The organism is Martinezella lusitana, assembly GCF_900094565.1.
GTDB classification, from domain to species: Bacteria; Pseudomonadota; Alphaproteobacteria; order Rhizobiales; family Rhizobiaceae; genus Rhizobium; species Rhizobium lusitanum.
In genome coordinates, this window is record NZ_FMAF01000016.1 from 67,151 (window position 1) to 89,506 (window position 22,356).

Annotated in this window: 15 protein-coding genes; 14 read left to right on the top strand and 1 reads right to left on the bottom strand. The window is 59.5% G+C overall.

Translation table 11 applies throughout. The annotated features are described in order from the left end of the window. Positions 1-113: 113 nt before the first annotated feature. The 5 genes from GA0061101_RS25335 (at position 114) to GA0061101_RS25355 (ending at position 4,549) form a co-directional block, all read left to right on the top strand. Positions 114-593 carry a carboxymuconolactone decarboxylase family protein gene (locus tag GA0061101_RS25335; RefSeq protein ID WP_047552696.1) on the top strand — a complete coding sequence of 160 codons (480 nt, stop codon included), beginning with the start codon at positions 114-116 and terminating at the stop codon, positions 591-593. Between the two features lie 134 nt (positions 594-727). After that, positions 728-1,645, top strand: a complete 918-nt coding sequence (locus tag GA0061101_RS25340) for an MBL fold metallo-hydrolase (RefSeq protein WP_037197068.1) — start codon at positions 728-730, stop codon at positions 1,643-1,645. A gap of 100 nt (positions 1,646-1,745) precedes the next feature. After that, the gene (locus GA0061101_RS25345) at positions 1,746-2,501 is read left to right on the top strand and encodes an SDR family oxidoreductase (protein ID WP_092575510.1); all 756 of its coding nucleotides are present in this window, start codon (positions 1,746-1,748) and stop codon (positions 2,499-2,501) included. 76 nt (positions 2,502-2,577) lie between these two features. After that, a complete protein-coding gene (locus tag GA0061101_RS25350) occupies positions 2,578-2,991 on the top strand; it encodes a cupin domain-containing protein (RefSeq protein ID WP_047552693.1) in 414 nt (137 codons plus the stop codon). Between the two features lie 79 nt (positions 2,992-3,070). Continuing rightward, entirely contained in the window at positions 3,071-4,549 is a 1,479-nt protein-coding gene (locus GA0061101_RS25355) for a cyclic nucleotide-binding domain-containing protein (protein ID WP_092575583.1), read from the top strand. Positions 4,550-4,566: 17 nt separating this feature from the next. Here GA0061101_RS25355 and GA0061101_RS25360 read toward each other — a convergent pair whose 3' ends face one another. Beyond that, the gene (locus GA0061101_RS25360; RefSeq protein ID WP_037197063.1) at positions 4,567-5,055 is read right to left on the bottom strand and encodes an RrF2 family transcriptional regulator; all 489 of its coding nucleotides are present in this window, start codon (positions 5,053-5,055) and stop codon (positions 4,567-4,569) included. A gap of 136 nt (positions 5,056-5,191) precedes the next feature. Between GA0061101_RS25360 and GA0061101_RS39535 the strand changes: the two genes are divergently transcribed. The 9 genes from GA0061101_RS39535 (at position 5,192) to GA0061101_RS25400 (ending at position 22,325) form a co-directional block, all read left to right on the top strand. Continuing rightward, positions 5,192-5,347 (top strand): hypothetical protein, encoded by a 156-nt coding sequence (locus GA0061101_RS39535; RefSeq protein ID WP_162732605.1) that lies wholly within the window; start codon positions 5,192-5,194, stop codon positions 5,345-5,347. A gap of 713 nt (positions 5,348-6,060) precedes the next feature. Further along, the gene (locus GA0061101_RS25365) at positions 6,061-7,182 is read left to right on the top strand and encodes an efflux RND transporter periplasmic adaptor subunit (RefSeq protein WP_234903964.1); all 1,122 of its coding nucleotides are present in this window, start codon (positions 6,061-6,063) and stop codon (positions 7,180-7,182) included. Positions 7,183-7,191: 9 nt separating this feature from the next. Beyond that, positions 7,192-10,266 carry an efflux RND transporter permease subunit gene (locus GA0061101_RS25370; protein ID WP_047552690.1) on the top strand — a complete coding sequence of 1,025 codons (3,075 nt, stop codon included), beginning with the start codon at positions 7,192-7,194 and terminating at the stop codon, positions 10,264-10,266. A gap of 199 nt (positions 10,267-10,465) precedes the next feature. Continuing rightward, positions 10,466-13,012, top strand: a complete 2,547-nt coding sequence (locus tag GA0061101_RS25375) for a patatin-like phospholipase family protein (RefSeq protein ID WP_092575513.1) — start codon at positions 10,466-10,468, stop codon at positions 13,010-13,012. Between the two features lie 348 nt (positions 13,013-13,360). Then, positions 13,361-15,079: a thiamine pyrophosphate-binding protein gene (locus GA0061101_RS25380; RefSeq protein WP_092575516.1), complete on the top strand. Its 1,719-nt coding sequence runs from the start codon at positions 13,361-13,363 to the stop codon at positions 15,077-15,079. 168 nt (positions 15,080-15,247) lie between these two features. Next, positions 15,248-18,094: a peroxidase family protein gene (locus GA0061101_RS25385; RefSeq protein WP_092575519.1), complete on the top strand. Its 2,847-nt coding sequence runs from the start codon at positions 15,248-15,250 to the stop codon at positions 18,092-18,094. Then, positions 18,091-19,512 carry a hypothetical protein gene (locus GA0061101_RS25390; RefSeq protein WP_092575522.1) on the top strand — a complete coding sequence of 474 codons (1,422 nt, stop codon included), beginning with the start codon at positions 18,091-18,093 and terminating at the stop codon, positions 19,510-19,512. Before GA0061101_RS25385 ends, GA0061101_RS25390 begins: the two co-directional genes overlap by 4 nt. A 121-nt stretch (positions 19,513-19,633) precedes the next feature. Beyond that, entirely contained in the window at positions 19,634-20,203 is a 570-nt protein-coding gene (locus GA0061101_RS25395) for a hypothetical protein (protein ID WP_092575525.1), read from the top strand. A gap of 124 nt (positions 20,204-20,327) precedes the next feature. Further along, positions 20,328-22,325: an SUMF1/EgtB/PvdO family nonheme iron enzyme gene (locus GA0061101_RS25400; protein WP_092575529.1), complete on the top strand. Its 1,998-nt coding sequence runs from the start codon at positions 20,328-20,330 to the stop codon at positions 22,323-22,325. Positions 22,326-22,356 lie beyond the last annotated feature (31 nt).

Genomic DNA, 22,356 nt, shown 5'->3' on the forward strand with positions numbered 1-22,356 from the left:
TTTTCGACATAAGCCTTATGCACGCAGCATAGGCCGGGAAGGCTTTACAGTCCAGCAATTACGGATATTTTATATCCATAAGGATAGATAATATCCTTAATAGGAGAGAGACGATGACCCAGCGTTTGAACTATGCCCAACAGTCCCCCGAATTGTTCAAGAAATTCATGGAATTCAGCATGGCGCTGAAGAACAGCGTGATCGAGGACAGGATCCACGATCTCGTGCAGATCCGCGCTTCGCAGATCAATGGCTGCGCCTTCTGCCTCGATATGCATGTCAAGGAAGCCAAGATCCACGGTGAGACCGAACTGCGCCTCTACCACATCGCCATCTGGCGCGAATCCAACCTGTTCGTGCCCCGCGAGCGCGCGGCACTTGCATGGACGGAAGCGCTGACGAAGCTGCCGGAAGGCGGCGTGCCGGACGAAATCTATGAGCGTGTGCGCGGCCAGCTTTCGGAAAAGGAGATTTCCGATCTCACTTTCCTCGTGATGGCGATCAACGCCTGGAACCGTGCCAGCATCGCCTTCAAGGCCGTGCCCGGTTCGGCCGACAAGGCCTATGGTCTCGACAAGGCCGGCCTGAACTAAGCCTCTCGCCCGAGGACCCATCAAATAATGCCTGTCCGCATGGGCAGCTGCGACAGAAGACATCTTACGACAACCGTCATTATCGGTGTAACCGGCCTGCCCGGTTCCAAGACCGTGTTCCACAGGAGACAGACATGACCGTAGACACTATCTCCCATCCCGGTAAGCCAGCCAAGGACGAGCTGGTTCCATCACGCTACGCGGTGCGCGTCGGCGAAATCGAGGTGCTGGTGATCAGCGATGGAGTGCTGCCGCTCCCCACCACGATGTTGGCGCACAACGCCGACCCGGCCGTCCGGGCGGCCTGGCTGAACGACATGTTCTTGCCGCCGGACGCTTTCGACTGGTCGCTGAACGTGGTCGTGGTGCACAGCGGCGAGCAGACCATACTCATCGATGCTGGACTGGGATTGGACCCGAACCTGAACTTGCCGCGGGCCGGGCAGTTGATCAAGCGACTGGAGGCCGCCGGTATCGATCTTGCGTCCGTAACCGACGTGGTGCTTACCCACATGCACATGGACCACATCGGCGGGCTGCTCGTCGACGGGGTAAAGGACCGGCTGCGTCCGGACCTGCGGATTCACGTCGCGGCCGCCGAGGTCAAATTCTGGGAGGCGCCCGACTTCACCCATGTCTCCATGCCGCCAGGCTTCCCGGATGCGCTTCGGTTGGCCGCCAAGCGGTTCGCGAAAGAGTACGGCAGCCAACTGCGGTTGTTCGATGATGAGTACGAGGTGGCGCCTGGGGTGGTTGTCCATCGCACCGGCGGCCACACCCCCGGACACAGCGTGGTCCGCCTGGCATCCGGCGGCGATCGGCTGACGTTTGCCGGCGACGCCGTGTTCACGGTCGGGTTCGACCACCCCGACTGGTTTAACGGTTTCGAACACGACCCCGAAGAGGCGGCTCGCGTTCGGATCCGTCTCTTGCAGGAACTGGCGGCGACTGGCGAGCAGCTGGTAGCCACTCACCTGCCATTCCCCTCCGTTGGTCGGGTGGCGGTCGATGGCGATGCCTTTCGCTGGGTACCGGCCTTCTGGGACTACTGACGCTTGTTGGCCGATAAGATCTACGCGGCCTGAACCACAACCACCATCCAGAAACGAATGGACAATGCGGCGCGTTGAGCGGCCGCGAATGGAGAAGCTTATGAAAATCGTTATCATTGGCGGAACCGGCCTGATCGGTTCAAAGACAGCCGACCGCCTTCGCAAGCAAGGCCATGAAGTCATTGCCGCCGCTCCAAACACCGGCGTCAATACGATCACCGGCGAGGGACTAGCTGAAGCGCTTGCCGGCGCCTCCGTCGTCATCGACCTCGCAAACTCGCCGTCCTTCGAGGATAAGGCCGTGCTCGAATTCTTCGAGACCTCGGGCCGCAACCTGCTTGCCGCCGAGAAGACCGCCGGCGTCAAGCATCACATCGCGCTTTCCATCGTCGGCGTCGATCGCATACCTGACAGCGGCTATATGCGGGCCAAGGTCGCTCAGGAAAAGATCGTCCGGGGGGCCGGCATTCCCTATACCATCGTCCACTCGACGCAATTCATGGAATTCCTCAGTGGCATCGCCCAGTCCGGCACGATCGGGGACACCGTGCATCTGTCGCCAGCCTACGTCCAGCCGATCGCCTCGGACGATGTGGCGGACAATATGGCCGCCGTTGCGACAGCCGAGCCGATCAATGGGATTTTGGAGATCTCGGGGCCTGAGCGCGTCCGGCTGAACGAGCTTGTTGCTCGCTATCTGAAAGCAATGGGCGATGCCCGCAAGGTTGAGGCAGATCCGGAGGCTCGCTACTTCGGCGCCAAACTGAACGATGGCTCGCTCGTTTCCGACAACAATCCGCGCCTCGGCCACATCACCTTCGAGCAATGGTTCGCCAAGGCCGGCCAGCCGAAGTGAACTGCAATCTTTGATGTAACCCCGCGTGCCCGGCGGTTTAGCTGCCTGGCATGCTATTCACCAAAAGGAGATCGAGATGTTCAGAACGCAACTTATCGCACTCAGCATGCTGCTCGCCGCCGCAGGCGCTGCGAAGGCAGACGACAACCACGCCGCCAAAGTCAGCCTCGTCTACGAGCACGAACTGCCGAACGTTCCCGGCAAGAGCATCAAGGGCATCCTCGTGGAATACGGGCCGGGCGGCTTTTCCGAGGGTCACACCCATCCGAGCTCGGCCTTCATCTATGCCACGGTTCTTGAAGGAGCGATCAAAAGCCAGGTCAATGACGGCCCGGTGAAAGTCTATAAGGCTGGCGAAAGCTTTTCCGAAATGCCGGGCGACCGCCACGGCGTCAGCGCCAATGACAGCAAGACCGCGCCCGCCAAGCTGCTGGCCGTCTTCGTCGTCGATACCAGTCAGAAAGAGCTCACCTATCCCCTTAAGAAGTGAGTGCTGAAAGCGCGCCGCACTGGCTCTGCGTGGGTGCGGCGTTCTTTGAAGTGCAGGAGAGGAGCTCGCTGTGTCGCAATTGCTTCCCGATGTGGTAGCCAGTTCACCTCTTACCTCGCTGATCGGCGTGGGCCTTGCGGGAATCCTCGTCTGGCATCTGATCCCGCGCGCTTCGGCCTATACACGGCTCGTGGTGCAGATCATCTTCTTCGGCGTCATGACTGCCATTCTTCTCAACGGCAAGATCGCCCCCAACAGTTTCGAGGGCTATGGCACCGACGATGCCCGTTCGCTCAACGTCATCCTGGCGAAATCCCTCTGGTGGCTGCATCTCTCGTGGGCGCTGATCGGTTTCGTACGCATCTATCTGGTGCTGGAGGGGCGCCCGCGCGAAGCTCGCCTGCTACAGGATATTGTCGTCGGCCTGGTCTATCTCTGCGTCGCCCTTTCCGTTCTCGCTTTCGTCTTCGGTGTGCCGATCGGAACGCTGGTCGCGACCTCGGGCGTGGTCGCGATCGTCCTCGGCCTTGCCCTGCAGAATACGCTCGGCGACGTCTTCTCCGGCATTGCGCTGACAATCGGCCGGCCCTATTCACTCGGAGATTGGATCGCGCTTGGCGACGGAATTGAAGGGCGGGTGATCGCCAGCACATGGCGCTCCACCCACATCCTGACCGGCGCCAACAATATCGCCATCCTTCCGAACAGTCTGCTGGCCAAGCTTGCGCTCACCAATGTCAGCCAGCCCGACGAGACGCATCTCGTCACCATGACGTTCCGCGTCGCCCCGACCAAAATGCCTTCGATCGTCGAGGATGTGATGTGCACGGTTCTTGCCGGCTGCAACACCATCCTCCGCGAGCCGCCGCCCCTCGTGGCGCTGAAGGGCGTGGATGCGACCGCGCTGGAGATCGAGCTGCAGTTTCGCGTGACGAGTTCGTCCGTGCGCATCCGGGCGAGAAACGAGGTCATCGATCTCTTCTATCGTCATTGCAAGTCGGCCGGGTTGCTGCTTGCCATGCCGCCGGCCGTCACCGCCGTGGTGGCGGCACTTCCGAGCGAGGAGGCGGCGAAGCCGCCGGAAGTGACGCCACTCGATCTCATCCGGGCGATCCCGATCTTTACAAGCCTGACACCGCAGGAACAGGAGAGCCTGGCGGACGCGGCAGTCACGCGCGAATTCCAAAAGGGCGATGTGATCGTGCAGGAGGGGCAGACGCTGCCGTCGCTGATGATGATCCGCGCAGGAATAGTGGTGATGCGCGAGGAGGGGCGGGAGCTGAAACGGCTTTCGCCTGGCGACTACTTCGGCGAAACTGGCCTGTTAGCCGGCATGGAAGAGGCCTTCACGCTGGAGGCGCTGACGCGGGTGACGGTCTACGACATCGGCCAACCGGCCTTCGAACCGCTGTTTGCAGCGCGCCCCGCTCTTGCCGAGGAGATCGCCGCCCATCTTTCGCGGCACACCGGACATCTGCCAGAGCACGCGCTGCCGCATGAGCGGGAGCGACGCACGCTGAGGATGCTGAAGGCGATGCGAATGATCTTCGGCCGTTGAAACAGGCCATGGATGTCTTACCCGGCGCGCTGCAAAACCCACTCGAAGGTGTTTTTCCAGATGTCGGCCGGGACGTCTTCCGACAGGGTCTCAACGAGGTCTGCGAGGCTAACGCTCTTCAACGTGTTGCGCCAGGCCTCGTCGGCCTGCCACATGACGCGTGCAACCGAGCAGGGCTTGCTGTCGCAGAAATCTTTCGGACGGCAGGGGTTGTTTGCCCGGATATTGGAGCAGGTGAAGGTGCGCGACTTCCCTTCCACCGCCTCGACGATATCGAGAAAATTGATCTCCGAAGTCGGTCTTGCCAGGCGATAACCGCCGCTCGGCCCAAGCGTCGTCTCGACCAGCGATGCCTGGGATAGGCTCTGCAACGCCTTGGAAAGATATTCCTTCGGCAGGCCATGGAGCTCGGCCAAGGCTTTCGTGGAAAGATACCGCCCTTGCGGCAGACCTGCGAGAATAGCGCAGCAATGCAACGCCCACTCGACCTGGCTTTTGAGGATCATTCTAGCTCACTTGATGCCGGCGGGGCGCCGATGCTCCTTATTAAGGACAATATATATCCGCAAATGAAGCGGCTGTAAATTGAATGTTTGCCACAGGCGTAAAAGCCGCAACGACGCATTCCTGGGACCTCTTCTGATGCAGGCTCCACAGACCACGACTGGGAGCACGTCGAATGTCGAACAGGTGAGTGTGCTCGGGATCGGTGTTCAGGTAATCGGTGAGCCGTGTTTTCCGCTGCCGCCCTTGCCGCCGGCCGACGACCCGGCGCTGGTCGCCATTCCCGTGGGTTAGAGCCCTGATTTGCCGACTGCTTAACAACAATTGGGGCGGCCTAGCGGCTGCTTTTCTTCTGTTTCCATAGTTTGAACAGCGCGACATCGCTCGAATACCCTTGGGCGCCGTTCCTCTTGCCTGGTATCTGTATTTCCAGCGAAATGTCTTGGAAGACCTTTCAAAACGAGCAAATCCGCCGCATGGACTTCGTGTCGCCGATCATCCATTTTGCCCTGAAATGGACAGCAACCATCGCATTTCGGATGAAGTGACCTGCAACAACTGAGGTCAACAAAGGTTGACTTCGCTGGAGATAGTTTCGAGGCTCCTCGATATGGTCGCGGCATACTGAATCAGTTATCGTGAATATGACCGAGACAAATCGTGCTCGATCGGAAACGGAGGCCTGCTGATGAGGTTTGACTGGTCCGGTTTGCGTGAGGATGGTCGAGATCGACGGGATCTGCTTCGATCATGGCCGAGTAAACCTCGCCTTCAGCGCGCGGGAGATGTTGGTCTGCGGCGCCTTTCGATGCACACGCCTTTGTCCACTCGACCCCACCGATCCATATCACCATCGGCCGTCGTGCAGGCTCTGAATGCGGCTGGCGGCGCGCTCGCCACCACGCCCACGGAGAGACGTTTTCGGTGAGACGCGCCAGAGCCGATGCCAATCAGATCTTCTTCCCTTCCGTCCCTGAAGAGTAGAGTTTGCAATCATGATAAAACGCATGGTGATCATGTTGATCGTCATAGGCCTGATCCTGGGCGGGATTTTCGGCTTTCAGGCATTCAAGAACCGCATGATCGCGGCGTATCTGGCTAATCTCAAGGCGCCGCCGCAGACCGTCTCGACAATTACGGCTGCAATGAGCCCATGGCAGACAACACTGCAATCCATAGGCAGCTTCAATGCCGTCCAGGGCGCCAATCTCTCGGCTCAGGTCCAGGGCATCGTGCAGAAGATCGGTTTTCAGGATGGCCAGGACGTCAAGAATGGCGATCTCATCGTGCAGTTGCTTGCCGATCAGCAGATTGCCACGCTGCAGCAATACCAGGCGTCGGCGGCGAATGCGCAGATCGCTTATGATCGCGATTCCAAGCTTATCAAGGCGAACACCATCGCGCAAAGCCAGGTCGACAGCGATCTGGCAACCTGGAAGGCTGCGCAGGCGCAGGTCGCCTCCCAGCAGGCGTTGATAGACCAATATTCCATACGTGCCCCCTTCGATGGGCACCTCGGCGTCAGGCTGGTCAGCCTCGGTCAATATCTGGCGGCCGGAACCGCAGTCGTGACCTTGCAGTCGCTCGACCCGATCCAGTTTGATTTCTCGATGCCACAGCAGGCTCTGTCACAATTGAAGGTCGGCCAGGCGGTGACTGCAACGATCGACGCCTATGGCAGCCAGACCTTCGACGGCAAGATCACGGCGATCAGCCCGCTGGTGGACAGCCAGAGCCGCAATCTCACCATCCGGGCGACTTTCGCCAATCCCGACCGCAGGCTTTTGCCGGGCATGTTCGGCAACGTGTCTGTCGTCGTCGGAGAGCCGCAAAACTATATCTCCCTGCCGCAGACCGCCGTCACCATCAACCCTTACGGCAACGTCGTCTATATCGTGACCGACAAAGGCAACGGCGCGGACGGAAAGCCGCAGCTCGTCGCCAACCAGAAGTTCGTCTCCACCGGGCAGGCGCGGGGCGATCAGATTGCGGTGACCAAGGGGTTGAACGCAGGTGACGTCGTGGTGACCTCCGGCCAGCTGAAACTGAACAACGGCTCGCCTGTCATTATCAACAATGAGGTGCAGCCTTCGAACGATCCCAATGCCAATCCTGCAAATCCCAACTGAGGCGTGACGATGAATATCACCGACATCTTCATCCGCCGCCCCGTTCTTGCCCTGGTGGTGAGCGCGTTGATTATCGTGATCGGCTACCAGTCGTTCCGCACGCTGACCGTGCGCCAATATCCACGGACCCAGAATGCCGTCGTCACGGTGACGACCACATATCCGGGTGCCGCACCCGACGTGATCGCCGGATTCATCACGACGCCGCTCGAAAACGCCATCGCCCAGTCCAACGGCATCGATTACATGACCTCGACGAGCACCAGCGGTACGTCGACCATCACCGTCAACCTGCGCCTCAACTATGATGCGGATGCGGCAATGACGGAAATCAACGCCAAGGTGTCCTCGGTTCTCAATCAACTGCCGACGGGCACGCAGCAGCCGATCATGTCGGTTTCCATCGGCCAGTCGATCGACGCGATGTATATCGGCTTCCGCAGCGATGTTCTGGCCGGGAACCAGATCACCGACTATCTGTCGCGCGTGGTCCAGCCTAAGTTGCAAACGGTCAACGGTGTTCAGACAGCCGAAATTCTTGGCGGCAGAACGTTCGCTTTGAGGGCCTGGCTGAAACCCGACAAGCTGGCCGCCTATGGGCTGACGGCCGGCGATGTGGGGACCGCACTTGCAGCCAATAACTATATTTCCGGCATCGGCACCACGCGCGGACAGATGACGCAGACAGTGCTCACCGCACGGACCGACCTGCATTCGGTCGACGAATTCAACGAGATGGTAGTCAGGCAGATCGGCAGCGCAACCGTGCGCCTGAAGGATGTCGCTACCGTTGTGCTCGGGTCGCAGAACACCGACGTCCAGGTCGGGTTCGATGGGCAGACCGGTGTCTTTATGGGTATCCAGATCGCACCGACGGCAAACCTGCTCGACGTGATCGCGGGCGTGCGTGCGGTGTTCCCGGGCATTCAGGAGCAACTGCCGCAGGGGCTCGAGGGCTATATCGTCTACGATTCCAGTACCTTCGTCACGACGTCGATCGAGGAGGTCGTGAAAAGCCTGCTCGAAGCCTTGGTTATCGTCATCTTCGTGGTGTTCGCATTTCTCGGTTCGCCGCGTTCGGTTGCCATTCCTATCGTCGCCATACCGTTGTCGCTGGTCGGCACGTTCGCGATGATGCTGGTCTTCGGCTTCTCGATAAACCTTCTGACATTGCTCGCCTTGGTGCTGGCCATCGGCCTTGTGGTCGACGACGCCATCATCGTCGTCGAAAACGTCAACCGTCACATCGAGGAGGGTGCCGCACCGATGCAGGCGGCGCTGGCCGCTGCGCACGAACTGGTCGGGCCGATCCTGGCCATGACCGTGGTGCTGATCGCCGTCTACGTGCCGATCGGCTTTCAGGGCGGCCTGACCGGTGCTCTGTTCACGGAATTTGCTTTCACGCTGGTCGGCGCCGTGACCGTCTCGATGATCATCGCGTTGACCCTGACGCCGATGATGTGCTCGCGCATCCTGAAGCCGCATCTGACCGACCGCAGTGGCTGGGAGGAGCGTGTCTCGGATTTCATCGACCGCCGCTTCTCGGAGATCCATCGGCCCTATACGCGCATGCTGCACGGCAGCTTGAACACGGTACCGGTGACATTGTTGTTCGCTGCCATCGTTCTGGGCAGCATCTATTTCCTCTATTCCAGCGCCAAGAACGAGCTGGCCCCTAACGAGGATCAGGGCTTCCTTGGTGCGCAGGTCACCAACGCTCCCAACGCGACGCTTCAACAGAAACTGCTTAATTCCGATCAGGTCACCAAGATCTTCAAGAGCTTCCCGGAGACCGACAAGACCCTGCAGGTCGAGGCGCCAGGCACGTCCTTCGAGGGTATGGTGCTGAAGCCATGGGATCAACGCACGAGAACGGCGAACGATCTGCAGCCATTGGTGCAGGCCGACATGGCAAAAATTGCCGGCGGCCAGGCAGTGGTCTTCCAGATACCGCCGCTGCCTGGCGCCAGCGGCTTGCCGGTGCAGTTCGCCATCGGTGGCACCAGCGGCTTCGACCAGCTGAATGAGGTATCCAACACCTTCCTGCAGGAGGCGCAGAAATCCGGTCAGTTCATCTTCCTGACAAAGGATCTCTACATCGACAATCCGCAATATTCGATCCAGATCGACCGCAGCAAGGCGTCGGCGCTTGGGCTATCCATGAACACAGTCGGTGCGGCCCTCTCCTCCATGTTGGGCGGCGGCTACGTCAATTATTTCAGCATCGACAACCGCTCCTACCAGGTCATCCCGCAGGTGGAGCAACGCTCACGCCAGACCATCGATCAGATCATGAATTATCCGATCGCAAGCGTGAACGGCGAAAAGATCCCGCTTTCGGCAATCGCTACGGCGAAACTCCAGGCAACCCCGCGCTCGGTCGCGCATTTCCAGCAATTGAACTCTGCCACCATCTCCGGCGTGCCGGCACCGGGCGTCGCCGTCGGCAATGCTCTTGATACCCTCAAGTCGATCGCGGCGCGCACCCTGCCGCAGGGCTATACGGTCGACTATGGCGGCCAGTCGCGCCAGTTCGTGCAGGAATCCAGCGGCATGGCCACCACCTTCGGTCTCGCGCTGATCATCGTTTTTCTGGCGCTGTCGGCTCAGTTCAACAGTTTCCGAGACCCTCTGATCATTCTCGTGTCGGTGCCGATGTCGATAGCAGGCGCACTCGCGTTCATAAGCGTTGGTGTCGGCGGCGCGACCATGAACATCTATACGCAGGTCGGGTTGGTGACGCTCATGGGGTTGATCAGCAAGCATGGCATCCTGATCGTCGAGGTGGCGAACACGTTGCAGGCTTCCGGAAAGTCCAAGCGCGAGGCAATCGAGGGCGCCTGCGGCATCCGGTTGCGTCCGATCCTGATGACGACCGGCGCCATGGTTCTGGGCGTGGTGCCGCTGATCCTGGCCACCGGCGCTGGCGCGGCTTCCCGCTACAATATGGGGTTGGTGATCGCAACGGGGTTGGCTATCGGTACATTGTTCACGCTCTTCGTGGTGCCCGCTGTCTACATGCTATTGGCTGCGGACCATCACAAGCAGGAAGCGTCTGAAGCAGAGCCGGCTCCCACGCATTGATGAGCATCGGAGGTGGAGGTCGTCCACGTCATCGCTCCATCGGGAAGTGACGAACATGGATGATCAGTCTCGCACGTCCTGATGGGGCCGTGCATGCGGTGCAAAGGAAAATGCTTCCTGGGCCGCGAAATATTTCTGATACAGTTGCAGCGCGCATTTCTGTTGAGTGGCAACCATTCTTGGCAATTGGGTGGGGCACATGAAGCTGGATTTCGAAGCAATCTTTAGACGCGAACTGGATGTCATCAATTTCCGCCGTCAGTCACTTCAGAATGGCGGTGCGAAAGCTCATCGCACCGAGCGAGCGGCGAGTGAGGATAGCGCACGGTTTCATATCCCTCGTCGTGCGGCAAAACTGTCGCAAGACCACGTCGGCGCGGACAAGCGTGGCACGGTAAGAATGGAGACGGGCAGCAACCTGACGGGGCTTTCGTTTTCCGGCGGCGGTATCCGTTCCGCGGCCTTTTGCTTGGGCGCTTCACAGGCGCTGGACTCGCTCTCGCATGACGGTGAACCGCGCGTTCTCGACGCCTTCGATTATCTCTCCACAGTGTCCGGCGGCGGCTACATCGGCACCTCGATCGTTTCAGGCATGATGCAGGAGCCCTATACGTTTCCCTTCGCCAGCAAACTCGACGCTCAGGAAACGCCGGAAATTCAACATCTGCGAAACTATTCGAACTTCCTCGTCCCGAACGGATTGATCGACTATCTGACCAGCGCCGCGCTTTTGATGCGCGGATTGCTCGTAAACGCGCTGATCGTCCTGCCTGGCCTGCTCTTTCTGGCGGTGCTGACCGTCGCTTGCAATCCGCGGTCAATCGATCTTGGGCAGCCGGATATCTTCGGCTTTCCGCTCGACGGGCTTCCGCTCGTCACCGTCAGCGGCATGGAAGCCTTCACCTTGACGGTCAATGTTCTGATCGCCGTCTCGATCCTGATGTTCGCAAGCGCAATCACGACCTCCCTGACCTTTCAGACAAGCCAGTTGGCGGCGCGCGAAAGGCTTGCGCGGATCCTTGGCTGGCTGGTGGCGGCCATCGCCCTTGCGTTTCTCATCGAGCTGCAGCCGCTGATCCTCAGCGGCATGTTCGAAAAGACAGATGCCGGTTCGGCTGCGGTTACCGGCCTGGAGGACGGCAACTTGAAAAGTGTCCTTCTGGCGATCGCGCATATCGTGCCTGCGTTGACAAGCGCCCTGATCCCAACGGCCATTGTTCTGATCGGCGCGGCGCAGAAGCTGGCAAACATCGCAAAATCGACGCTCGGGGAGGCGACCTGGACGGCGATGCTGCAGAAATATGCGAGCCGCATCGCGCTCTATCTCTCGGCTATCGTCGTGCCGTTGCTGTTGTGGGTTTCCTATCTCTACCTCAGCTTTTGGGCGATAACGCCTGCGATCGGTGCGGCCAGCGCCGATCCGCCTGCGCCAGTCGCTCCCACATGGCTGTCCGACCTGTCTCTCCTTGTCGCGCATTGCCTCCCCGTGATCGGCCGCCTGGGAGCAATCGGCTCGTTCTACCTATGGATCGCATTGGGGCTCGCTTTCGCCTGCCTTTTCATCGGCCCCAATTCCAACTCGCTCAACCAGCTCTATCGGGACCGTCTCAGCCGGGCTTTTCTGTTTGAGCGCGCACTCCTTAAGAAGAACAAGCCGTCGGTCGATGTCGACGGTTGGAAGTTTTCATCGCTGAAACCTTTTGATGCCGCAAGCGACGGCTGGTCCGAGGGGGCTGCCTATTCTCCCTATCTTCTCGTCAACACGACGATCAATTTGATCGGATCGAAGAACCTCAACAAGCGCGGCCGCAATGCCGACAGCTTCATCTTCAGTCCACTGCATGTCGGCAGCCAGGCAACGCATTATGTGGCGACCCAGGATATGGAAGATACCGTGCCGTCGCTCACGCTCGCAACGGCGATGGCCACATCCGGCGCCGCCGCCTCGGCGAATATGGGCAGCCATACCATCCGGATCCTGACCTTCAGCCTTTCCCTGCTCAACGTCCGTCTGGGCTACTGGCTTGCCAACCCGGCAAGACTCGACGCATTCTGTCATTGGTGGAACCGATGGTGGTCGAATTTCGGCACGTGGTACTTTGCCAATGAAACCGCCGGCCGTTTGGACGAGAAGAAGTTGAATGTCTATCTGACCGATGGCGGCCACATCGAAAATCTCGGCATATACGAACTGCTGCGCCGACGCTGCAAGGTCATTGTGGCAGTCGACGCCGACGCCGATCCAAGCATGACCTTCGAATCCTTCGTAAAGCTTCAGATCATGGCGCGTATCGACCTTGGCGTCCGCATCGAGCTTCCGTGGCAGGATATACAGAGGAAAACCCTGGAAGTGGCCGAGCATTTGGCACCGAACGTCGCCGCTTCGGTCGAATCCGCAGGACCCCACATCGCCGTCGGAATCATCGAGTATGGCGAGGACGAAAGGGGCATATTGCTTTACATCAAATCGTCGCTGACCGGCGACGAGAACGACTACATCATGGACTACAAGAGGCGGAACCCGACGTTCCCACACGAGACGACCCTCGACCAGTTTTTTAGCGAGGAGCAGTTCGAGGTTTACAGGGCGCTTGGCTTTCACGCCGTCCAGCATTTCTTCAGTGGCAAGGACAATTTTGCCCGACCTTCGGCTTTCCAGCCCGGCTGGATCGATGAGCTTGTCGCAGCGCTTGCATTGCTCAATATTCCACCGGCGATGCGAGAGGCTTTCACCGCCCGGCTTTAGAAAAGAACAAGGCGCGGCCTTGTCTGCCCGTCGCCATGAGGCCCCGTGGTAATCTGAAGTTGAATTCTGTTACAAAGTGCGCGAATATAACGCGACAAGCCTGGAAAAGGGCGAGATGGGATACATCATCCGCCAGCTGCACTTTCGTTCGATAGCATGTTTCGAATCAGCAGCTTGAACGTCCGCTCGCAGGGCGTTGCAAAGCGACGCAGTGGACCGATTTCAAATCGTAATCTTCTAATATTCATTGGCCTTGAAGCATAGCAATAGCAGTATTCTGCATGCGCAATTCGGTGGGAGACTAAATACGCCCAGTCAATTTGGGTGTCTGTCTGGAGGGCATTCTCGATGAGAGTCTACGAGGCGATCGTGAAGGCGCTGGAGGGAGTGGGGGTCGGCGCCGCCTTTGGTGGAGCGGGCGAAAATGCCGCCGGTCTGATGCTTGCCCTCAAACATTCCTCAATCCGCCCCGTCATTACTCGCCACGAACAAGCGGCCTCATTCATGGCTTGCGGCTACGCCATGCATTCGGATCAGTTGGGCTTCTGCTTCGCGACGGCGGGACCGGGCGCGTTCAATCTGTTTTCCGGATTGGCTGTCGCCATGTCGGATTCTTATCCGGTATTGGCCGTTTCCGGCTATGCTTCCCTTGACTGGAAGGGAAAGGGGGCGTTGAACGAAACCTCCGGCACCAGTCGCACTCCAGATTCCCAGGCGATGTTTGCCGCCACCACGAAGAAGTCATTTCTGCTGACGGATGCGGCCAAGACCTGCGACGTCGTCGAGGAGGCAGTCAACCTGGCCTTCGACGGCCGCCCTGGCCCAGTTCACATCCATGTCCCGGAGAACCTGACGCATCATGGCGTTTCCGTTGACAATTTTCGCGCTATCGATCTCCGGCGACGTCCGGTGACGCCGGAGTCCAAGCGGGTGACCGAAGTTGCCCAGCTTCTGGCGGACGCCGTTGCCAAGGACAAGAAGATATTGGCGCTGATCGGCTTCGGCGCTGTTCGCAGTGGCGCGGGGCCGGAGCTGAGGGAGCTTCTGGAGCGCTATCAGATTCCGTTCGCGACGACGCTCGATGGAAAAGGCATCATCTCGGAGCGTCATCCTCTCTCGGTTGGCGTGTTCTGCGACAGTGGCCACAGCGCCGCCTGGAAAGCTTTCCTGCAGGCCGATGTCATCCTTGCGGTGGGGAACTCCTTCGCGCAGCACGCCACCTTCAATTTTCGCGATGATCTTCTGGCCGGCAAGACGCTCATCCATATCAACATCGATATCGGCGAGATCGACAAGGTCTACAAGGCCGATGCCGCCATCATCGGCGATGCAAAACTTGCGGTTGCGGCGCTCAACAAGGAGATATCGCCCAAGGCCGCGGCTGTTGCAGCAAGACCCGCCGAGGGGCGCGATTACGACGCGGAGCGGATCATCCATCTTCTGGATGAAATCCATCCAGGACAGCTTGCGCAATCCCTGTCCAAGCGTTTGCCAAAGAATGCCATCGTCCTTGCGGACGCCGGCGCGCATCTCGCCTGGCTCGGCTATTATCTGGAGCTGTCGCCGGGACAGTTTTTCCGAAAGCCTGGCGGATTCGGACCGATGGCGGGGCATGTCAACGGCGCGCTTGGCGCCAAATGCGCCAATCCCGACCGTCCGGTTATCGTCGGTTGCGGCGATGGATGTTATCTGCTGTCGGGCTTCGAGCTTCTGACCGCCGTTCAATACGATATTCCTGTCATCTGGATTATTTTCAACGACGGCGAGTTCAAGCTCATCAAGCTTTATCAACTCGAAGCCTATGCGGAATCGGCCCTCGTCGAATTCGGCAATCCCGATTACGTTGCCTATGCCAGGGCTTGCGGCGCGCAGGGATACAGAGTCGAGACAATCGATGAATTCGAAAGCGCCTTCGACGAGGCGCTGGCACTGGGCAAGCCGGCAATCATCGATGCCCACATCACCAGGCTCGCGCTGCCGCATTACAGCCCATCACCGAAAGGGCTTCTTTCCGGCATCGCAGAGATGGTCGAGGATCGGGTCTTGCCGGGTCACAGTGGGCAATAGCCATTTTGGTCGTCGGCGGGACAAGCCGAAATAAGCAGGCGTTTCCCGGTCGCATAGCGGACGGCGACGGGAAACGGGGGAACGTCCGCCTCTTTTGTATCCCATGCAGTCCATCGATGCGATGCGCCGAGGGCCATTGTTCGATGCGTTCACGGAGGGCGAGCGGTAATGGCGTGGAGTGAATCCTATCAAGGAGATGTCGAGGCCGAGCGCCTCCTGTTCGAGCGCCTCGCTCAGGATATGATGCGCGCGCAGTATAAGACGCGCGCCTATGCCAAGGCCGCCGACATTCAGCGCGCCTTTCACAGCAAGGCCGTTTTTGCGGCGATAGATGCTAAACTGACCTTCATAGACGACTTGCCCGATGATCTCAGAGTGGGTTTTGCCGGGCCTGGCAAGAGCTATTCCGCGATACTGCGCCTGTCCAATGCCAGCGGCTACGGTCAACCGGACTATAAGCCCGATCTGCGCGGGCTGGCGGTGCGGATCAATGTCTCGGACCAGGAGCAGCACGATCTGCTGGCGACCAACTTTCCGGTTTCACATGCCCGCGATGCCAAGCAATTCGTTGCTTTCGCCAAGGCGACGGCGGGAGGAGGCTTAAGTCGGCTCCTGGGTGTGATCGGCCTTGCCTTCACCTTCGGACCCTCGGAAACCCTGCGGATGATCCGCAACGCCACGACCGGCCGCAACCGCAAAGTCCGCAGCCTGGCGCTCGAGACCTTCTGGAGCCGCGGCGCGATCTGTTGGGGCGACAAGCTGGCCGTGCGCTATCTATTCCGTCCCGCACCGAATGCGCCACATGCTCCCGATCCGTCCAAGACCGATCCTGGCTATCTCTCCACCGAACTCGCCCGGCGGCTGGAGGTTGGAGACATCCATTACGAACTCTGTCTCCAGCTTTTCGCCGATCCGAAGTCAACGCCAATCGAAGACACGTCCGTCGAATGGACGGAGACCGCCTCGCCTCCGATCAAGGTGGCAGATCTCAAGGTCAGCAAACCGACGACCGGAGACGCCGAGGCCATTGCCAATGCGCGCCTTGTCGACGAACTGGCTTTCAACCCCTGGAACACGACCGACGCCTTCAGGCCGCTCGGCAATCTCAACCGGGCACGCAAGGTGGTCTACGATGCCAGTGCTGCCTATCGCCACAGTTTCCGCTGGACAAGCCCGGTGCCCTTTCGCAACCGGCTGGCAGGAAGTATAGTGCGCCGTGCTTTTCTGGTCATCAATCGCTACATCGCCTGGCATCGCCTGTCGCTACGGCTGAGCCTGCTCAATCTCGATGCTTTCCGCTATGTCCTGCGTGAAAAGAACCTGATCGGAACGGATCCCGTCGAAGCGCCGCCCGTCGCGCGCCCGACGCCGCCGCCGGCGATTGCCGAAGGCGAGCGGCAAATGCGGACCTATGACGGCACTTTCAATGATCTGTCGGCGCCGCAGATGGGCGCAGTCGGCTCGACTTTTGGCCGCAACCTGGCACCGGTTTTCGCGCCCGAATTGTTCGACACGCCCAATCCGGTGGTGGTCGCGCAGCAACTGATGCATCGCGATACATTCATTCCGGCGCGCTCGCTCAACATCCTCGCCGCCGCCTGGATCCAGTTTCAGGTCCATGATTGGGTCAACCATGCCCGCCATCCACTCGGGAAAAAAGACGTGGTCGTTGGCCTTCCCGCCGGCATGAAATGGACCAGCGAGGTCGGCGGCCAGCCGGAAGACGTGATGCGAATTGCCGGAAACATGGAGATCGCCGGCTATGCCGGCAAGCCGCCCATCTATTTCGGCAACGCCGCCTCCCATTGGTGGGATGGATCCGAGGTCTACGGCCCTGACAGCGAGAAGGCGAAGCTGTTGCGGGAGGGACCAAAGATCCGTCTCGTCAATGGGCATCTGCCGGTCGACGTTCATGGCTTCGAGGTTACCGGTTTCAACGAGAGCTGGTGGCTCGGCCTCAGTGCGATGCACACCCTGTTTGCGCGCGAACATAATCTGCTGTGTGACGAACTGCGCCGCCAGTATGGCAATTGGGACGATGAGCGCGTTTATCAGACGGCGAGGCTGATCGTCTCGGCACTGATCGCCAAGATCCATACGGTCGAATGGACGCCGGCGATCCTTGCCACCAAGGCGATCGAAGTCGGCCTCTCCAGCAATTGGAACGGTCCGCCCGCCAATGACTGGCTGACAAGGGCGGGCCTGTGGCTGATAGACCAACATGCGTCCACCGGCATTCCGAAGACGATGCCGGATCACCACGGCACGCCCTATTCGCTGACGGAGGATTTTGTCACCGTCTACCGCATGCACCCGCTGCTGCCTGATGATTATTGCTTCTACGACCACAAAACGGGCGGCAAGATCGCTGACAAGAGCTTCATGGATATCCAAGGCCCAGGCGCCGACGACATCATGCGGCAATACGGCCTTCGCAACACGCTCTATTCCTTTGGCACTGCCCACCCCGGCGCGATCACGCTGCACAACTTCCCTCGTGCATTGCAGGCTTTCACGCGCGACAACGAGATTATCGATCTTTCCGTTGTTGACCTCGTGCGCACACGGCACCGTGGCGTGCCGCGCTACAATGATTTCAGGGCCGGCCTGCACCGGCCACGGATCAAGAACTGGGAGGAATTGTCGACCAATCCGGAAGATGTGCGGCTGATCAAGGAAATCTACGGCGATATCGACCGTGTCGACACGGTGGTCGGCCTATTTGCGGAGCCTCCGCCGACCGGTTTCGGCTTCAGCGACACCGCATTCCGCATCTTTATCCTCATGGCTTCGCGCCGGCTGCAAAGCGACCGTTTCCTGACGGTGGATTTCCGCCCCGAAGTCTATTCGCCCTTCGGGATCGACTGGATCGCCAATAATGGCATGACGAGCCTGATCCTGCGCCACTGTCCTGACCTCGCCTCGATGGTGCCGCGCAATGCCAGTGCCTTTGTGCCCTGGCGGCCGATCCTTCCAGGCGGTGAAAAGCAGGATCTGGAAAGGAAGGCATCATGACCAACATATCCGGAGCAGATGGTTCTTCGCCAGCAAACGCCGCCGCGTCGGAGACTTCGACCGGCAATCGTGGTCTCGACGCGCTTTTCCGCCGGCCGCTCATCGAGGCGATATGGCGCCGTCGCACCCATCGCGTCAGCCAGGGAAGCTCGGTGCTCGCCGGCACCATGAGCTATCAATCGGATCAGCCGCGCGAGCCTCTTTCGGAACTCGAGGAGGCGGTGCTGATCGCCATTACCGGTTCGACCGGGCTTACCATGCCGGACCGGCCCTTCGAGGACCCCGCCACGCATCAGCCGATCATGGCCAAGCCGAACCTCACCATGGAAGGCCGCACCGCCGGCAGCCCCGACAATGCCCAGGGCACGCATTTCTTCATGATCAACGACAGCGGCACCTATTTCATCCGAAAATTGCCGCCACCGCCGGACGGTGAAAAAGCGCTGACGCCGGAGAGATTGATCGCCCGGGCGGCGGAGGCGAAGGTGCGCATTCTCGATCACCGCCTCGATGTTCCGGACGGCAAGCGTGCCTTTCCGGTCTATCTGGATTCCAATCGTTTCCTGTCGAACCAGCCAGGCACGACGATCTTCCTGCCGGTCGTCGACCTTTCCCGGCAATATATCAATGGCATGATGTATCTTCTGACCCAACCGGACGGTGCCCGGCCGGCCATCGTCGACGACCGCAACTTCTATCGGCTCGCGGGTGTGAAGCGCTGGGTGGACAAGGGCTTTCTGAATAAGGATATCAAGATACCGCTCGGCGTCATCGGTTCGTTGCGTACGCAGATCGAAGCTGATCTTCTTCTGCAGAATATATTCCTGACTGCCGACGCCATGGGGCTTGGCGCCTGGATCCATGCTTCCATCAGCCCGCCTGTCCTTGTCGGCGATCCGAAATTCCTGAAAACCTATGGTGCGATGCTGGGCTTCGACGTCGTTACGCCGCGCTGGCGCTTGATGGACATCCTGCGATGGCAGATTCCTTTGCCGCGTTATTCCAATCTGCGTAGCAACCCGATCGGACTGCGCTACAAGGGCGAGCACCTGATCAAGGGCATGTCGCCACCCTATTACGACAGCATGGCCGATGCCGTTGCTTTCGTCATCGAGGAGAAGTTCGGCAAGCGCGGCCTTTTCAACGACCAGGCCTTGTTTGCCGAAATCTACAAGGACGATTATGGCAGGCGTTATCTGGCGGAAGCGGCCGTCTACAACGACGACGTCGTCAACTGCGCACGCGACATCTGCACCTACATTTACGAGACGCATGGGCGGTTTCCGGCGCATTGCGACGCGATCCATGTGCCTGGCGTCTGGCTCCAGGCACATCATGTCGAACTTGGCTACTACGACCGGTACTTCAAAAACGGGCTGACGGACGCCCATCGCTCTCATCGTCAGGACTGGCACTAGAGAAAGGCGCATTTCTGCGCTTGATTGAAATGTGCTGAATATCCGGCGATGTAAAAAGTGATTCGAAGTACAAGTGATAGTTTTATATAGTGCTGTTTTCACGCAATATGGGGAGGTCGAGATGAACGACTTATGCGTGATATTAACGGGAGCTGCGATGTTAAGCTCCGGTTTCTGTGCAGGCGTCGCCAGCGCTCATGGATTTAGTTCCGAGTATTTTGTTTTCGTTGATCCGATCGTGGATTCGGGTTCCGGCAGTGACGGTTTGGTCACCCGGCGACTTGCGATTCCCGCGCAGGCGAATGATTGCAAGGTTGAGAACTACGGCGACATTCGTAGCGAATGGTCAACGGGCCGCGCAGTTGCCGATAGTGAATCCGGTCGCAAACCGTTTATGTGGCCCTGGGCATCGTCGCCAGCCCAGGACAGCTCGGCCAAGAAGAAAAAGCCGTGGCACGGAAACCGTAATGACGACACCTATGGTGGGCGATCAGGCAATTCCGGCAGCGGTAGTATGGGCGGTGGTAGCACCAGTGGAGGCACCAACGCAGGCGGCGCCGGTAACATGGGTGGTAACAGCACGAGCAACGCCGGCAGTATGGGCAGTGGTAGCACCAGTGGAGGCACCAACACAGGCGGTTCCGGTGGCATGGGTGGCAGCGGCACGGGCGGCAGCGGAAATATGAAGTGAGGTAAAGCCGGCGTTTGGCGGAGGCCCGGGTGGCAGCCGCACACAGGATGGTTGTCCCGATCGAGAGCACACGGGGAAGCTATCTGCGCTGGTCGACATTGGCCACGGAGCGAGCATTTGGGGCATGAGTGAGAATTGGGCGATCTGCATAGGGATAAATCGCTACGATAATTTGAAACCGCTCGAGTACGCCCAACAGGATGCTCAAGCGATGAGCGATTTTTTTCGCGCTTCAGCCCATTTCAGCCAGGTTTATTATCTGGCTGAGGACGCGCCGCCACTCCCTTCGGATTTCGGAAGCCCGCTGCAATCTCGTCCGACATTCGGCAATCTGATGCGTTTTCTGCGCGTGCGTTTCGAACAGCCATTCCTCCGGCCGAGTGACAATCTCTGGTTTTTCTTTGCAGGCCACGGGCGGCGGGAGCGAGAGCAGGACTATCTGCTGCCGATCGATGCCGATCCCGGCAATGTCGAGGAGACAGGAATCTCGGTGCAACATATAGCCGAGCGATTGAAGCGCTGCGGCGCGGACAATGTCATCCTGCTTCTCGATGCCTGCCGCAATGAGGGCGCACGCGATGGGCAAGGCCTCGGTCTCGACAGGCAGCAGGGCGCCGTTACCGTCTGCTCGTGCAGTCCTTCGGAATTCTCCTACGAGATTGCCGAACTTGGTCACGGTGCCTTCACCTATGGGCTGCTCGAGGGGCTCGGCTTGGAAGGTCCACAAAATTGTGCCACGGTCGAGCGGCTCGACAACTATCTGAAATTCGCTGTCCCCGATTTGTGCCGCAAATACGGCAAGCCTCGCCAGACACCCTCGACCTTTGTCGAGCCGCTTGCCAAGCGCCACTTCATCTTGCTTCCGGCGCGTGCGCTACCCGAAGATCTGGAGCCGCTGAAGCTCGAAGCGCTGGAGGCCGAAGCGAACGGCAATCTCGCCGAGGCTGAACAATTGTGGTGGCGCATCAATGCCGTTGCTCCGGCAGATGCGCAAACCAGAGAGGGCATCAGGCGCGTCACTCTGAAGCAGCCCGGTGGACACGTTGGCCCACCCGCATCGATCGCGAACAGATCGACTATGCAGCATTCCGTCACGGTTCCGCGACGGACGCTTCTTTACGGGATTGGTGCGGCCGGTCTTGTTGCCACGATCGGAGCGGGGGCATGGGTTGCCCGGACCCGGGGGAAACTGCGGCCCTCGCCGATCCGCGCCGAAACGGTGCCGGTGACGACCGTCAACGACGAGGGCACGCTGTTTGATACGCGTTGGGAGACGGTCGAAACCTTCAGTCAGCCAGTCGATGCGGAAAACGACATCGAATTCAGCCTGCTGCCGGCCCACAGCTTCAAGATGGGTTCGCCTGATGGCGAGCTGTTGCGCATCGGCCAGTTTGAGCAGCAGGTCGATGTCACCGTCGGCCGCATCGCCGTCAGCCGGACGACGATTACGCAGCGAATATGGCGTGCCGTGATCGCTGCCTATCACGAACAGACCGGCCTTTCGCTACCGATGGCACCATCCTCATTTCCGGGCGACGACCGCCCTGTGGAAACCGTTACCTGGCTGCAGGTGATGGAGTTCTGCGCCAGGCTCTCCAAATTGACCGAGCGCGTCATCCGATTGCCGAGCGAAACCGAGTGGGAGCGCGCCTGCAGGGCGGACACGCTGACGGCCTTCCACTTCGGGTCGACACTGACCCCGGCGCTTGCCAATTACTGCGGTACGGGCGGCGCGGTCTGCGGAATGAGTTTCGGCGAGAATGTCTCTCGTGCCAGCTATGCCGACGTTGCCTATCCCGATGGCGCCTATGCCAAAGGCCCTCGAGGCACCTTCTACGGATCAACGAAGCCCGTTCGATCCTACCCACCCAATCGTTATGGGCTCTTCGAGATGCATGGGAATGTCTGGGAACATTGCCTCGACAATTGGAATCCCGACGTGCGATCGATACCGCATGACGGTCGGCCGTTCATCGATGCTGATTCCTCTACCCGCGTTCTTCGAGGCGGATCTTTCTCGCATAATCCGGCGATTTGTCGCTCGGCATATCGGGACTGGATGAAGGAGACGACGGCGGGATGGGAGGGGCGTGTCGGTTTCAGGGTGGTTTGCGAGGTCTGAGCCGCGGGGAAATAGGTTTTCTCGAGCGTGT